Genomic DNA, 14,031 nt, shown 5'->3' with positions numbered 1-14,031 from the left:
CGGGCCGGGGCGCCCGGCGCGTGCTGGCAGGATGCGACGCCATGCAACTAGTACGACAAAAGGAAGAATTAACCATGAAAAGGAGCGGGCCCGGCATCCCGGAGCCAGGGGGCGGACGGCGCGCGCCCGGGCGCCGTCCCGCCCGCGCGGTCCTGTCCGCGCTCCTGGTCGCCGCCGTCTGCGCCGGCTGCGGTTCCGGGGCCGGCGGCGCGTCCGCGGACGCCGACGAGCACCGGGCCCGCCCCGCCGCCGGCCCGCCGGGCGGTCCCGCCGCAGGGCTCGGGCCGCAGGCCGGCCAGGGCCGCGCACCCGCCGGGGCACGGGAGAACGCGCGGTTCGGTCCGGCCGTACGGGCGGCCCTCGCCAAGAAATGGGGGCTGGTGCGACCGCCACTGATCGCGCCCCCGCCACCCGCCGTGAAGCCGCACCTCACCACCCGCCGGGGGTTCGAGGTCAACGGCGGCGACGACTCGCTGCCGCCGGTCTTCACCACCGTCCCGACCAAGGACCGGGTCGTCTTCCTGACGATGGACGACGGGGCGGAGAAGGATCCCGAACTGCTCCAGATGATGGACGAGCTGGACATCCCGTACAGCGCGTTCCTCAGCGACTACCTGGTGCGTGACAGCTACGGGTACTTCCTGGAAATGCAGCGGCTGGGCGTCGGCCTCAACAACCACACGCTCACCCACCCCTACCTGCCCGGCCTCTCGTACAGCGAGCAGAAGAGGGAGATCTGCGACCAGCAGGCCGTCATCGAGGAGCAGTACGGCCGACGGCCCACGCTCTTCCGCCCGCCGTACGGCAACTACAACGGGGACACGCTCCGCGTCGCGAAGTCCTGCGGCATCAAGGCCGTACCGCTCTGGAACGCGGAGGCGTTCCCGGACCACATGGAATGGCGCGAGGGGGATCAGGAGCTGCGCCCCGGCGACATCATCCTCACGCACTTCCGGGGGCGGCAGGAGTGGGGCGGCAGCATGGCCGACCTGGTCCGGGCGGTCATGAAGACCATCACGGACCAGGGGTACGCCGTGGCCCGGCTGGAGGACTACGTATGAGAAGGGCGCACAGGCTGCTCGCCGGACTGCTGACGGCCGGTGCGCTCCTGACCGCGACCACCGGGTGCGCACAGTCGGTGGACCCGATCGAGCGGCTGGGCCGCAAGGCCGCACAGAGGGTGACCCATCCGCATCCGCGTCCGACCCCCGCGGCCGGCCCTCCGGCGCACCCGCACGGTGATCACGGGGAGCAGGGGTCGCTGGTCGTCACCGCCTGCCCGCAGCGGCCGGAGTCCCGGCACCCGCGGTCGTCACCACCGCTGAGGCGCTGGTGGCCGGACCGGCCGGGACCGAACGCGGTGGCGAGTGCGAGCCCCCGGTGCGACCGGCGGTAGTGCCGGCGAGGGGCCGTGCGGGAGCGGGGCCGACAGCCGCGCGGAGGTTCGCGCACGAACCCGCGGTCGAACGGAAGGGTGCGGTCCGTCCCCGCGTGACCGCGAGGGCGTCCGGACCGTCGCACTGCGGCGGCGCCAGGGCCTCCGGGCTGTCCGGACCGTTGAAAGGGCAGGCGCCCGTCGGAAGGGGCAGGCGCCCGTCGCGCCACGGGCGCGCGGGGATCACACGGCGCCGCGACTGGCCGGATTGGCACTCCGCTTGACCGAGTGCTAATCGCGGCCATAGTCTCGGTGCTGGCACTCACCACTGGAGAGTGCCAGCAGTACTGTGCGACGGGCAGGTCCGGCACCCGCGACGACGGATCCACCTGGTCGCCACCCCAAGACTGTTAAACCCCGTGAGATCTCCGAAGGGGGAGACCGGATCGTGTCGACCGCCAGCTCCAAGGTTGCGATCAAGCCGCTCGAGGACCGCATTGTGGTCCAGCCGCTCGACGCCGAGCAGACCACGGCCTCCGGCCTGGTCATTCCGGACACCGCCAAGGAGAAGCCCCAGGAGGGCGTCGTCCTGGCCGTGGGCCCGGGCCGCTTCGAGAACGGCGAGCGCCTTCCGCTCGACGTCAAGACCGGCGACGTCGTGCTGTACAGCAAGTACGGCGGCACCGAGGTGAAGTACAACGGCGAGGAGTACCTCGTCCTCTCGGCTCGCGACGTGCTCGCGATCGTCGAGAAGTAATTCACTCACGTTTGCTTCTGTTCTGCGCCCCTGGCCCCCTGCGAACAACCAGCCGGGCGGTCGGGGGCGCAGTTCGTTTGAGAGGAAAGCTCAGCTCCCATGGCGAAGATTCTGAAGTTCGACGAGGACGCCCGTCGCGCCCTTGAGCGCGGCGTCAACAAGCTTGCCGACACGGTCAAGGTGACAATCGGCCCCAAGGGCCGCAACGTCGTCATCGACAAGAAGTTCGGCGCCCCCACCATCACCAACGACGGTGTCACCATCGCGCGCGAGGTCGAGCTCGACGACCCGTACGAGAACCTCGGTGCCCAGCTGGTGAAGGAGGTCGCCACCAAGACCAACGACGTCGCGGGTGACGGTACGACCACCGCCACCGTGCTGGCCCAGGCGCTCGTCCGCGAGGGTCTGCGCAACGTCGCGGCCGGTGCCTCCCCGGCCGCCCTGAAGAAGGGCATCGACGCCGCGGTCAAGGCCGTGTCCGAGGAACTCCTCGCGACCGCCCGCCCGATCGACGACAAGTCCGACATCGCCGCCGTGGCCGCGCTCTCCGCGCAGGACCCGCAGGTCGGCGAGCTCATCGCGGACGCGATGGACAAGGTCGGCAAGGACGGCGTCATCACCGTCGAGGAGTCCAACACCTTCGGTCTGGACCTCGACTTCACCGAAGGCATGGCCTTCGACAAGGGCTACCTGTCCCCGTACATGGTGACCGACCAGGAGCGTATGGAGGCCGTCCTCGACGACCCGTACATCCTGGTCCACCAGGGCAAGATCGGCTCGATCCAGGACCTGCTCCCGCTGCTGGAGAAGGTCGTCCAGGCCGGTGGCTCCAAGCCGCTGCTGATCATCGCCGAGGACGTCGAGGGCGAGGCGCTGTCGACCCTCCTCGTCAACAAGATCCGTGGCATCTTCAACGCCGTCGCGGTGAAGGCCCCGGGCTTCGGTGACCGCCGCAAGGCCATGCTCGGCGACATCGCCACCCTCACCGGTGCGACCGTCATCGCCGAGGAGATCGGCCTCAAGCTCGACCAGGCCGGTCTGGACGTGCTGGGCACCGCCCGTCGCGTCACCGTCTCCAAGGACGACACCACGATCGTGGACGGCGGCGGCGAGCCCGGCGACGTCAAGGGCCGGGTCAACCAGATCAGGGCCGAGATCGAGGCCACGGACTCCGACTGGGACCGCGAGAAGCTCCAGGAGCGCCTCGCGAAGCTGGCCGGCGGCGTGTGCGTGATCCGCGTCGGTGCCGCCACCGAGGTGGAGCTCAAGGAGAAGAAGCACCGTCTGGAGGACGCCATCTCCGCGACCCGCGCCGCGGTCGAGGAGGGCATCGTCTCCGGTGGTGGCTCCGCTCTGGTCCACGCCGCCAAGGTCCTGGAGGGCAACCTCGACAAGACCGGCGACGAGGCCACCGGTGTCGCGGTCGTGCGCCGCGCCGCGGTCGAGCCGCTGCGCTGGATCGCCGAGAACGCCGGCCTCGAAGGCTACGTCATCACCTCGAAGGTCTCCGAGCTCGACAAGGGCCAGGGCTTCAACGCCGCGACCGGCGAGTACGACGACCTGGTGAAGGCCGGCGTCATCGACCCGGTCAAGGTCACCCGCTCCGCGCTGGAGAACGCCGCGTCCATCGCGTCGCTGCTGCTCACGACCGAGACCCTGGTCGTCGAGAAGCCGGCCGAGGAAGAGGCCGAGGCCGGCCACGGCGGTCACGGCCACGCGCACTGACGCCGAGCGTCCGCGGCTGAGCCGCTGAACGATCGAGACCCGGTACCCCGTCGCGGGGTACCGGGTCTCGGCGTGGACCGGGCGCAACCAGTTCACCCAGAAGGGCGGGTGGGCGGCGCTCAGGGCCCGGCCGCCGTGTACGTCCGCTCAACGAGGTCCGTACGTGCGACCCGCCTTGGAGGCGACCCCTCCGAGCAGGCCGCGCGGCGTCACCTTCACGAGCCCCATCAACGCCTTGTACCGCGGATCAGGGATCGAGACCGACCTGCCGCGTGCCAGGTCCGCCAGGGCCGCCGCCACCAGCTTGTCCGCATCGAGCCACATCCAGCCCGGGATGTTGCCGGTCCCCATCCCGGCCCGCTCGTGGAACTCCGTCCGTACGAAGCCGGGGCACAGCGCCATCAGCCGCACCCCCGAACCGGCCAGGTCCTTCGCCACACCCTGGGTGAACTGCACGACCCACGCCTTGGACGCGCCGTACGTACCGCGCGGCAGGAACGCGGCCACCGAGGCCACGTTGACGACTCCGCCCCGCCCCCGCTCCCGCATCCCGGCAGCCGCCGCCGAGGTCAGCCGCAGCACCGCCTCGCAGTGCACCTTGAGCATGTTCAGCTCATCGGCCATGGGCACATCCAGGTAGCGGCCCCTGTTGCCGAACCCGGCGTTGTTGACCAGCAGATCGACCGGCTGCCGACGATCCGTCAGCCGGGCCTCGACCGCGGCGATCCCCTTGTCCTCGGACAGGTCGGCCGTCAGCACCTCGGCCTCGATGCCGTGCCGGTCGTGCAGTTCGGTCGCCTGCTCGCGCAGCCGTTCCGTGTCGCGGGCCACCAGCACCAGGTTGTGCCCATCGGCCGCGAGCCGCCGCGCGAACGCGGCACCGATCCCCGCGGTCGCGCCCGTAATCAGTGCAGTCGTCATACGCGGCACGTTAGTGCCTGTCCGGCAGACCGTGATCAGCTGTCCGCCGACTGCGTCCCCACGTACTCCAGAGCGGCACGGCGCGTCTCGGGATGCAGTGCGTCGCCGGCCGCCAGCATCCTCGGCAGCAGCTCCCGGCGCGTCGTCGTGGCCAGGAACTGCAGCGTCACGGTGACGTCGTGAGCGGGCCGGTGCACGATCTCGACCGGGTCGCCGGCGCGGATCTCGCCCGGCGTGACCACCCGCAGGTAGGCACCCGGGGACGCCGCCTGCGTGAACCGCTTCACCCAGCGCTTCTCGTCGAGATGGTCCGCGAACGTACGGCACGGGATCCGGCCCGACGTGACCTCCAGGACCAGATCGGCCCCGATCCGCCACCGCTCGCCGATCTTCGCGCCGCTCACGTCCAGACCGCTGGTCGTCAGGTTCTCGCCGAACACGCCGTTGGCCAGCGGGCGGCCGAGCTCCCGCTCCCAGACGTCCAGTTCCTCGCGGGCGAAGGCGTACACGGCCTGGTCGGAGCCGCCGTGATGACGCAGGTGGCACACCGCGTCGCCGGCCAGACCGCTGCCGCCGGTGCCCTTGGGGCCGGGGTCGGTGACCCGGACGGGGCCGTCGGCCGGCCGCTTGTCCATCCCGGTCACACCGCCGGGGGCCTCGGTGTAGTCGACGGCCTTCGGCCGTCCCACGTTCACGGTCAGCAGCTTCATCGGCTCCGTCGTCTTCATCGTCTCCGTCGTCTCCACTGTCTCCATCGGCTCCAACGGGCTCGTCGGCTCCGTCGGCTCCGCCGGGCTCGTCGTCCCCGCCGGGCTCGTCGGTTTCATCGCCTTCCTCGACTCCATGCGGAGAACGCTAACCACCACACACTCAAAGATGTCGATAGTTAATTCGCGATGGCTCCAAGATTCTCTTATGGTTGGAGCGTGATCGAAGCTCGCCATCTCCGTGTCCTGCGCGCCGTGGCCGCCACCGGCTCGTTCTCCGCCGCCGCCCGCGAACTGGGCTGCACCCAGCCCGCGGTGAGCCAGCAGATGAAGGCGCTGGAAGCCTCCGCGGGGACCGCGTTGCTGATCCGCACGGGACGCGAGATGCGGCTCACCCAGGCGGGCGAGGCGCTCGTCCGGCACGCCTCCGGCATCCTCGCGGGCCTCACCGCCGCCGAGGAGGAGGTCGCCGCGATCGCCGGGCTGCGGGCCGGCCGGGTCCGGCTCGTCTCGTTCCCCAGCGGCAGTTCCACGCTGGTGCCCAGTGCCCTCGCGGCGCTGCGCGCGGCGCACCCCGGCACCCGGGTCTCCCTGGTCGAGGCCGAACCGCCGCGCTCGGTCGAGATGCTGCGCGAGGGCGACTGCGACATCGCGCTGGCGTTCCGCTACGGCACCTCCGGCGCGGAGTGGGACGACCTGGTCGTCCGCCCGCTGCTCACCGACCGGCTGATCGGCCTGGTTCCCGACGGGCACCGGCTGGCCGGTCCTGCCGCGGTCGGCATCGCCGAGCTGGCCGACGAGTCGTGGATCGCGGGCTGCCCGCGCTGTCGCCGCCAGCTGGTGGAGGTCTGCGAGGAATCCGGTTTCACGCCGCGGATCGACTTCGCCACCGACGACTACCCGGCGGTGATCGGCCTGGTCGGTGCCGGGCTGGGCGTGGCCGTACTGCCGGAGCTGGCGTTGGAGTCGGTACGCCCCAAGGGGGCCCGCACCGTGACGGTGGAGCCGGCCATCGAGCGCGAGATCGTCGCCCTGACCCTGCCCGACCTGGCCCGGGTTCCGGCGGTCGCAGCCACCCTGGACCGGCTGTCCCTGGCGGCCGCCCGCTGAGGGGGGCCTGCCTGTGTCCCGGCCCCCCTCGGTGGCCGGGTGAGATGAAGAAACGTTTTTCTATTGGCTGCGGGGTGCGGCGGGATCAGCCGTGCCCCGACGGGGACGGAAGAGCCGACGGAGCCGCTGCCGCGATCAGCCGGTTGCGGGCCCGTCCCATGAGCTCCTCGCGTTCGTCCTCGGTCAGTCCGCCCCACACTCCGTAGGGCTCGCGTACCGCCAGCGCGTGCGCCGCACACTCGGCGCGTACCGGGCATCGCATGCAGACCTCTTTTGCCGAGTTCTCGCGGGCGCTCCGTGCTGCCCCGCGTTCACCCTCCGGGTGGAAGAACAGCGAGCTGTCGACCCCGCGGCAGGCCGCCAACAGTTGCCAGTCCCACAGATCGGCGTTGGGTCCGGGAAGGCGGGAGAAATCTGCCATTGCTTGTCCCCTCGAAACCATGCTGAGTCGGAATCGTCGTTGTCGTCCGTTGTTGACCGTGCCCATGACATCTACATCTACGGTGTAAGTAGATGTAAATATGACTGATTGCGAATCTAGCCACAGACACCAGCAAAAGGGAAGAAAACCCGCTAAATGGGGCATATTTTCGCGTGAAATTTCGGTTGACCGTTGGATGATGTGTGCCGCTCTCCTCTGTGTGCGCGTCCTTACGTAGAGTGTCGAAGCCCGTCGTCCGACCCGTAACTCTTTCGAGTGACCGTCGTTGAGAGGGCGGAGGCGGTTGACAGAAAAAGCGATCGGGCAGATGTCCGAGAGCGTCAACCGCTCAGGTGACGACAGGTAAGACCCTGGAGGTTCAAGGTGACGCGCATCTGCTGCGGAGGGCGGTCATGACATCCGTCCTCGTCTGCGATGACTCCCCGCTTGCCCGGGAAGCGCTCCGTCGCGCGGTCGCGACCGTGCCCGGCGTCGAGCGTGTGACGACGGCGGCCAACGGCGAGGAAGTCCTCCGCCGCTGGGGCGCCGACCGTTCGGATCTGATTCTCATGGACGTACGCATGCCCGGTCTCGGGGGTGTGGAGACGGTCCGTCGGCTGCTCTCCGCCGACCCCGGCGCCCGGATCATCATGCTGACCGTCGCCGAGGACCTGGACGGTGTCGCGCTCGCGGTCGCCGCCGGTGCCCGCGGATATCTGCACAAGGACGCCTCGCGCGCGGAGCTGCGGGCCACCGTCACCCAGGCGCTGGCCGATCCGACCTGGCGGCTCGCCCCGCGCAGACTGCGGTCGGCCGAGATGGGTGCGGCGCCGACGCTCACCGCGCGTGAGATCCAGGTGCTCGAAGGCATGAGTCATGGCCGTTCGAACGCTGAGATCGGCCGTGAGCTGTTCCTCTCCGAGGACACGGTGAAGACGCACGCCAGGCGCCTGTTCAAGAAGCTCGGCGCCTCGGACCGGGCGCACGCCGTGGCGCTCGGCTTCCGCTGGGGCCTGGTCCGCTGAGGGTCGGGCGCGGCCGGAAGCCCGTCGATTCCCCGTCCGCGCGTCGGCGGACGGGGCGGGTGGCCGATGCGTGGGGCGGGCCGCGCCCCGCCGCCGGCGGCGTCCCCCACGCCGACGGCATGTGAAGCTTCCCGGCCGATACCGCATCCTTGAGTTGTGGAGTTCCTCGGGAACGATTCGGTCGAGCGGAAGGGGAGGGCGCAGGACATGACTTCCGGCGCACCCGCTCATAACGCTTCGGTGCACAACTACGGACGCGGCGACGCGGACGATGTGGCTCCGGGGCACCATGGTCCGATGCGCGACGACGAAACGACGGTGATCGGTGCCCTGGTGCACCGGGCTGTCGAGGGCGACGCGCAGGCCACTCACGATCTGCTGGCCCACGTCCATCCACTCGCGTTGCGCTACTGCCGGTCCCGGCTGAACCGGCTGCCTGGTGATGCTCGCCACTTCGTGGAGGACCTGGCGCAGGAGGTCTGCGTCGCGGTGCTGATGGCGCTGCCGCGCTACAAGGACACCGGCAGGCCCTTCGAAGCCTTCGTCTTCGCGATCGCGGGGCACAAGGTCGCCGATCTCCAGCGGGCCGCCATGCGGCACCCGGGGTCGACGGCGGTGCCCTCCGACGAGATGCCCGAGCGGCCGGACGATTCGCTCGGGCCCGAGGAGCGTGCGCTGCTCAGCAGCGATGCGGCCTGGGCCAAGAAGCTTCTCGCCAACCTGCCGGACAACCAGCGCGAGCTGCTCGTCCTGCGCGTGGCGGTCGGTCTCACAGCCGAGGAGACCGGACAGATGCTGGGCATGTCGCCGGGTGCTGTCCGGGTCGCCCAGCACCGGGCCCTGAGCAGGCTGCGGGCTCTCGCGGAACAGTGACCGGGCCGGTCCGGCAGATCCCGTACGAAGCTACGAACCCTCTGGGTGATCTTGCTCGTGGAATGAGACACCCTCGGAGGCCGTTAGCATGGACATCCGCACCGATCAAGGCCATTTGGGGAAGGTGTCATGACTGCAAACGTCGACGGAGTGCCCGAGAAATTCGCGACGCTCGGGCTGACATACGACGACGTGCTGCTGCTGCCCGGCGCGTCCGACATGGCGCCCGACCAGATCGACACCTCGTCCTACATCTCCAAGAACGTGCGGGTGAACATCCCGCTGCTCTCCGCCGCGATGGACAAGGTCACCGAGGCCCGCATGGCGATCGCCATGGCCCGGCAGGGCGGGGCCGGTGTGCTGCACCGCAACCTCTCCATCGCCGACCAGGCCAATCAGGTCGACCTGGTGAAGCGCTCCGAGTCCGGCATGGTCACCGACCCGATCACGGTCCACCCGGACGCGACGCTGAGCGACGCCGACGAGCTGTGTGCCAAGTTCCGCATCAGCGGTGTTCCGGTCACCGACGCCGCGGGCAAGCTGCTCGGCATCGTCACCAACCGCGACATGGCCTTCGAGTCGGACCGTACGCGTCAGGTGCGCGAGGTCATGACGCCGATGCCGCTGGTCACCGGCAAGGTCGGCATCTCCGGCGTGGACGCCATGGAGCTGCTGCGCCGCCACAAGATCGAGAAGCTTCCGCTCGTCGACGACACGGGTGTCCTCAAGGGCCTCATCACCGTCAAGGACTTCGTCAAGGCCGAGCAGTACCCGAACGCGGCCAAGGACAAGGAGGGCCGGCTGCTGGTCGGCGCCGCCGTCGGTGTCGCGGGCGACTCCTACGAGCGGGCCCAGGCGCTCATCGAGGCGGGCGTCGACTTCATCGTCGTCGACACCGCCCACGGTCACTCCCGGCTGGTCGGCGACATGGTCGCCAAGATCAAGTCGAACGCCTCGGTCGATGTCATCGGCGGCAACATCGCGACCCGTGACGGCGCCCAGGCGCTGATCGACTCGGGCGTCGACGGCATCAAGGTGGGTGTGGGCCCCGGTTCCATCTGCACCACCCGGGTCGTCGCCGGCATCGGCGTCCCGCAGGTCACCGCGATCTACGAGGCGTCCCTCGCCGCCAAGGCGGCCGGTGTCCCGGTCATCGGCGACGGCGGCCTGCAGTACTCCGGCGACATCGCCAAGGCCCTGGTGGCCGGCGCGGACACCGTGATGCTCGGCTCGCTGCTGGCCGGCTGCGAGGAGTCCCCGGGCGAGCTGCTCTTCATCAACGGCAAGCAGTTCAAGTCCTACCGGGGCATGGGCTCGCTCGCGGCGATGCAGACCCGCGGCGACCGCAAGTCGTACTCCAAGGACCGGTACTTCCAGGAGGGCGTCGCCTCCGACGAGAAGCTGGTCCCCGAAGGCATCGAGGGCCAGGTCCCGTACCGCGGCCCGCTCTCCGCGGTCGTCCACCAGCTCACCGGCGGTCTGCGCCAGTCGATGTTCTACGTCGGCGGGCGCACCGTCCCGGAGCTCCAGGCCAACGGCCGGTTCGTCCGGATCACCTCGGCGGGTCTCAAGGAGAGCCACCCGCACGACATCCAGATGACGGTCGAGGCGCCGAACTACAGCAGGAAGTAACGCGACGCGCCGCCGAGGGGCGGTCCGGGGTTCCCGGATGCTGTGGGAACAGCATCCGGGTTCCCGGGACCGCCCCTCAGTCGTGTGTCGGGGATACTGGACAGCGCAGACGTAGAGGGAAAGGCCACACCATCGTGACTGAGATCGAGATCGGGCGCGGCAAGCGCGGCCGCCGGGCGTACGCATTCGACGACATCGCTGTCGTCCCGAGCCGCCGCACCCGCGACCCGAAGGAGGTCTCGATCGCCTGGCAGATCGACGCCTACCGTTTCGAGCTGCCGTTCCTGGCGGCTCCCATGGACTCGGTGGTCTCTCCGCAGACCGCGATCCGCATCGGTGAGCTCGGCGGCCTCGGCGTCCTCAACCTTGAGGGCCTGTGGACCCGGCACGCCGACCCGCAGCCGCTGCTCGACGAGATCGCCGAAATGCCCGTCGAGTCGGCGACCCGGCGCCTCCAGGAGATCTACTCCGCCCCGATCCAGGAGGAGCTGATCGGCCAGCGCATCAAGGAGGTGCGCGATGCCGGTGTCGTCACCGCCGCCGCACTCTCCCCGCAGCGCACCGCTCAGTTCTCCAAGGCCGTCGTCGACGCGGGTGTGGACATCTTCGTCATCCGCGGTACGACGGTCTCGGCCGAGCACGTCTCGGGTGCGGCCGAGCCGCTCAACCTCAAGCAGTTCATCTACGAGCTGGACGTCCCGGTGATCGTCGGCGGCTGCGCCACGTACACCGCGGCCCTGCACCTGATGCGTACCGGTGCGGCCGGTGTCCTCGTCGGCTTCGGCGGCGGCGCCGCGCACACCACGCGCAACGTCTTCGGTATCCAGGTCCCGATGGCGACCGCGGTCGCCGATGTGGCGGGGGCCCGCCGCGACTACATGGACGAGTCCGGCGGCCGGTACGTGCACGTGATCGCGGACGGCGGCGTCGGCTGGTCCGGCGACCTGCCGAAGGCCGTCGCCTGCGGTGCGGACGCCGTGATGATGGGCTCCCCGCTGGCCCGTGCGACGGACGCGCCGGGCCGCGGCCGGCACTGGGGCATGGAGGCCGTCCACGAGGACGTGCCGCGCGGCAAGCTGGTCGACCTGGGCACCGTCGGCACGACCGAGGAGGTCCTCACCGGTCCTTCGCACACCCCCGACGGTTCGATGAACATCTTCGGCGCGCTGCGCCGGGCGATGGCGACGACGGGGTACAGCGACCTCAAGGAGTTCCAGCGTGTCGAGGTGACGGTGGCGGACTCGCAGCACCGCCGCTGACCGTTCCCGCACATACGGGAGGGCCCGGACCGCACACGCGGTCCGGGCCCTCCCGTATGACGCGGGCGACGGCCCGGGTCAGTCGGTCGCCTTGCGGGCGGCCGAGAAGGCGACGACCGCGGCGACCGCGAAGAAGACGAAGCTCATCACGCTCGCGTCTTCCTTCCACACCTTGTTCAGGTCGCTGAAGTGGTCGAAGAAGATCTCGCTGACCGAGAGCGGGAGCTGCTTGCTGATGATGAAGGCCTCACCGAGCAGCTGGCCCAGGTAGACACCGACCAGGGCGAGGGCGGCGCCGATGACCGGCAGGGCGGGGTTGCGGCCGCCGACCTTGCCCGCGGCGAAACCGACGAGGGCGCCCACGCCCACGGCCGCGTAGCCGATCTCGTGCTTGGTGGCGCCGATGATCGCGCCGTAGATGCCCGCGGCGACGAGGGCCGCGACGAGCGCGGCGAGCAGGCCGAGGCCCAGGTTGTTGCGGGCCGGGGCGGGCGGGGCGAAGGGTGCGCCGCCGAACGGGACTCCGGGCTGCCCGGGCTGACCGTACGCACCGGGCTGCTGGCCCGCGAACGGGTTGCCGGTCGGGGCGCCGGGCTGGCCGGGCTGCTGACTTGCGAACGGGTTGCCGGTCGGGGCGTCCGGCTGCTGGCCCGCGAACGGGTTGCCGCCGGCGGGCTGGGCTTCGTTCGGCTGGTTCGCCGGAGGCACGGGCTGGCTCATGGTGGAATCCCCCTGGGACAGATGCGCACGAGTGTGCGAGAAGTGACGCCGCAGGCTAGCAGCCGCCTATGACATCGCCCACCCGATTGCTCCGGGAATCCCGCCTCACAGCCGGTGTGCGGCCCCTGCCGGGGTCGCGCCCCGGGTGTCGAGAAGGAGCTGGGCCTTCACGGCGAGGCCCTGGAGGTCGTACGTGCGGTGGTGCTGGAGCAGCACGGTGAGGTCGGCGCTCGATGCCGCCTCGTACAGCGAGTCGGCGCGCGGGACCGGGAGTTCACGGACCCGCCAGTCCAGGACGTGCGGGTCGTGGTAGCCGATCTGTGCACCCATGTCCATCAGCCGGGTCGCGATCTCCCGGGCGGGAGAGGCCTCCTGGTCGGCGAGGTCCGGCTTGTAGGTGACCCCGAGGAGCAGGACCCGGGCGCCGCGTACGGATTTGCCGTGCTCGTTCAGGAGGGTGGCGCAGCGTTGGATCACGTACTGCGGCATCCGGTCGTTGATCTCCTGGGCGAGCGAGACCATCCGCAGGGGGTGGCCGGGGGTGCGGCTGCTGTACGGGAGGTAGCCCGGGTCGACGGGGACACCGTGGCCGCCGACGCCGGGGCCCGGGCGGAACGGCTGGAAGCCGAACGGCTTGGTCTCGGCGCACCTGATGACGTCCCAGAGGTCGACGCCGAGATCGTGGCAGAGCACCGCCATCTCGTTGACCAGGGCGATGTTGACGTGCCGGAAGTTGGTCTCCAGGACCTTCGCCATCTCGGCCTCGCGCGGACCGCGGGCCCGGACGACCTTGTCGGTGAGCCGGCTGTAGAAGGCGGCGGCGGATTCGGTGCAGGCGGGGGTGAGCCCGCCGATGACCTTGGGGGTGTGGGCGTAGACGTGGGTCCTGCTGCCGGGGTCGAGGCGGCTGGGGGAGTGGGCGAGGTGGAAGTCGCGACCGGCGCGCAGGCCCGAGCCCTCTTCGAGGAGGGGCCGGACGAAGCTCTCGGTGGTGCCGGGCTGTACGGCCGATTCCAGCAGGACGGTGGTGTGCGGGCGCAGCCGGGCGGCGAGCGCGCGGGCCGCGTCGCCGACGGCGGTGAGGTCGAGGGTGCGGTCGGCGCCGAGCGGAGTGGGTGCGCAGATCACCGCGGTACGGACCCGGCCGAGTTCGGCCGGGTCGGTGGTGGGCCGGAAACCCCCCGAGAGCATCCGGCGTACTTCCGAGGCGGTGAGGGATCCCTCGGCCGGGGTGCGGCCGGCGGAGAGTTCCGCGGCGGCGCGTGGGTCGGTGTCGTAGCCGATGGTCTCGACACCGGCGGCCACGGCGGCCTGGGCGAGAGGGAGGCCGAGGTGGCTGAGTCCGATGACAGCGAGGTCTGCGGGCATGTGGATGGCCGTCCTTCCCTGGGGCCGGGCGGGGGGGGGGGGGGGGGGCGCCCCCCCCCCCCCCCCCCCGCCCCCCCCCCCCCCCCCCCCCCACCCCCCCAACGCAAAAACCAAAAACAAAAAAAAAAAAAAAAAAAA

14 protein-coding genes are annotated in these 14,031 nt (G+C 70.4%); 9 read left to right on the top strand and 5 right to left on the bottom strand.

Annotated features, from left to right (window positions below; genetic code table 11):
* Window positions 1-41: 41 nt before the first annotated feature.
* The 4 genes from ACFVUT_RS34600 to groL all read left to right on the top strand — a co-directional run bounded on the left by ACFVUT_RS34600 (window position 42) and on the right by groL (window position 3,857).
* A complete protein-coding gene (locus tag ACFVUT_RS34600; protein ID WP_389655927.1) occupies window positions 42-1,061 on the top strand; it encodes a polysaccharide deacetylase family protein in 1,020 nt (339 codons plus the stop codon).
* On the top strand, window positions 1,058-1,396 hold the full coding sequence (locus ACFVUT_RS34595; RefSeq protein WP_389655925.1) for a hypothetical protein: 339 nt from the start codon (window positions 1,058-1,060) through the stop codon (window positions 1,394-1,396). The genes ACFVUT_RS34600 and ACFVUT_RS34595 overlap by 4 nt, the downstream gene beginning before the upstream one ends.
* A 427-nt stretch (window positions 1,397-1,823) precedes the next feature.
* Entirely contained in the window at window positions 1,824-2,132 is a 309-nt protein-coding gene (gene groES, locus ACFVUT_RS34590) for a co-chaperone GroES (protein WP_389655923.1), read from the top strand.
* 99 nt (window positions 2,133-2,231) lie between these two features.
* Window positions 2,232-3,857 (top strand): chaperonin GroEL, encoded by a 1,626-nt coding sequence (gene groL / locus ACFVUT_RS34585; protein ID WP_389655921.1) that lies wholly within the window; start codon window positions 2,232-2,234, stop codon window positions 3,855-3,857.
* Window positions 3,858-4,004: 147 nt separating this feature from the next.
* Here groL and ACFVUT_RS34580 read toward each other — a convergent pair whose 3' ends face one another.
* A complete protein-coding gene (locus ACFVUT_RS34580) occupies window positions 4,005-4,778 on the bottom strand; it encodes an SDR family NAD(P)-dependent oxidoreductase (protein ID WP_389655919.1) in 774 nt (257 codons plus the stop codon).
* Between the two features lie 35 nt (window positions 4,779-4,813).
* Entirely contained in the window at window positions 4,814-5,488 is a 675-nt protein-coding gene (locus ACFVUT_RS34575; RefSeq protein ID WP_389656094.1) for an MOSC domain-containing protein, read from the bottom strand.
* A gap of 216 nt (window positions 5,489-5,704) precedes the next feature.
* Here ACFVUT_RS34575 and ACFVUT_RS34570 point away from each other — a divergent pair, with 216 nt between their 5' ends.
* Window positions 5,705-6,595 carry a LysR family transcriptional regulator gene (locus ACFVUT_RS34570; protein WP_389655917.1) on the top strand — a complete coding sequence of 297 codons (891 nt, stop codon included), beginning with the start codon at window positions 5,705-5,707 and terminating at the stop codon, window positions 6,593-6,595.
* A gap of 85 nt (window positions 6,596-6,680) precedes the next feature.
* Here ACFVUT_RS34570 and ACFVUT_RS34565 read toward each other — a convergent pair whose 3' ends face one another.
* Entirely contained in the window at window positions 6,681-7,016 is a 336-nt protein-coding gene (locus ACFVUT_RS34565; RefSeq protein ID WP_389655915.1) for a WhiB family transcriptional regulator, read from the bottom strand.
* A 413-nt stretch (window positions 7,017-7,429) separates the two neighbouring features.
* Between ACFVUT_RS34565 and ACFVUT_RS34560 the strand changes: the two genes are divergently transcribed.
* The 4 genes from ACFVUT_RS34560 to ACFVUT_RS34545 all read left to right on the top strand — a co-directional run bounded on the left by ACFVUT_RS34560 (window position 7,430) and on the right by ACFVUT_RS34545 (window position 11,805).
* Window positions 7,430-8,041 (top strand): response regulator transcription factor, encoded by a 612-nt coding sequence (locus ACFVUT_RS34560; protein ID WP_003948568.1) that lies wholly within the window; start codon window positions 7,430-7,432, stop codon window positions 8,039-8,041.
* A gap of 297 nt (window positions 8,042-8,338) precedes the next feature.
* Window positions 8,339-8,914 carry a sigma-70 family RNA polymerase sigma factor gene (locus ACFVUT_RS34555; RefSeq protein WP_093893485.1) on the top strand — a complete coding sequence of 192 codons (576 nt, stop codon included), beginning with the start codon at window positions 8,339-8,341 and terminating at the stop codon, window positions 8,912-8,914.
* 129 nt (window positions 8,915-9,043) lie between these two features.
* Window positions 9,044-10,546, top strand: coding sequence for an IMP dehydrogenase (gene guaB / locus ACFVUT_RS34550; protein WP_389655912.1), 1,503 nt, complete (start codon window positions 9,044-9,046; stop codon window positions 10,544-10,546).
* Between the two features lie 134 nt (window positions 10,547-10,680).
* Complete coding sequence (locus tag ACFVUT_RS34545) at window positions 10,681-11,805, top strand: GuaB3 family IMP dehydrogenase-related protein (protein ID WP_389655910.1); 1,125 nt, start codon at window positions 10,681-10,683, stop codon at window positions 11,803-11,805.
* Between the two features lie 78 nt (window positions 11,806-11,883).
* Here the strand turns inward: ACFVUT_RS34545 and ACFVUT_RS34540 are convergent, their stop codons facing one another.
* Window positions 11,884-12,525 (bottom strand): hypothetical protein, encoded by a 642-nt coding sequence (locus ACFVUT_RS34540; RefSeq protein WP_389655908.1) that lies wholly within the window; start codon window positions 12,523-12,525, stop codon window positions 11,884-11,886.
* A 105-nt stretch (window positions 12,526-12,630) separates the two neighbouring features.
* Window positions 12,631-13,893 (bottom strand): nucleotide sugar dehydrogenase, encoded by a 1,263-nt coding sequence (locus tag ACFVUT_RS34535; RefSeq protein WP_389655906.1) that lies wholly within the window; start codon window positions 13,891-13,893, stop codon window positions 12,631-12,633.
* Window positions 13,894-14,031: the final 138 nt, after the last annotated feature.

Origin of the sequence: Streptomyces sp. NPDC058051 (genome assembly GCF_042885475.1) — a bacterium.
In the GTDB taxonomy this organism is placed as follows: Bacteria; Actinomycetota; Actinomycetes; order Streptomycetales; family Streptomycetaceae; genus Streptomyces.
Note: the sequence above shows the minus strand (reverse complement) of the source record. Positions and strands in the feature narration are given on the sequence as shown.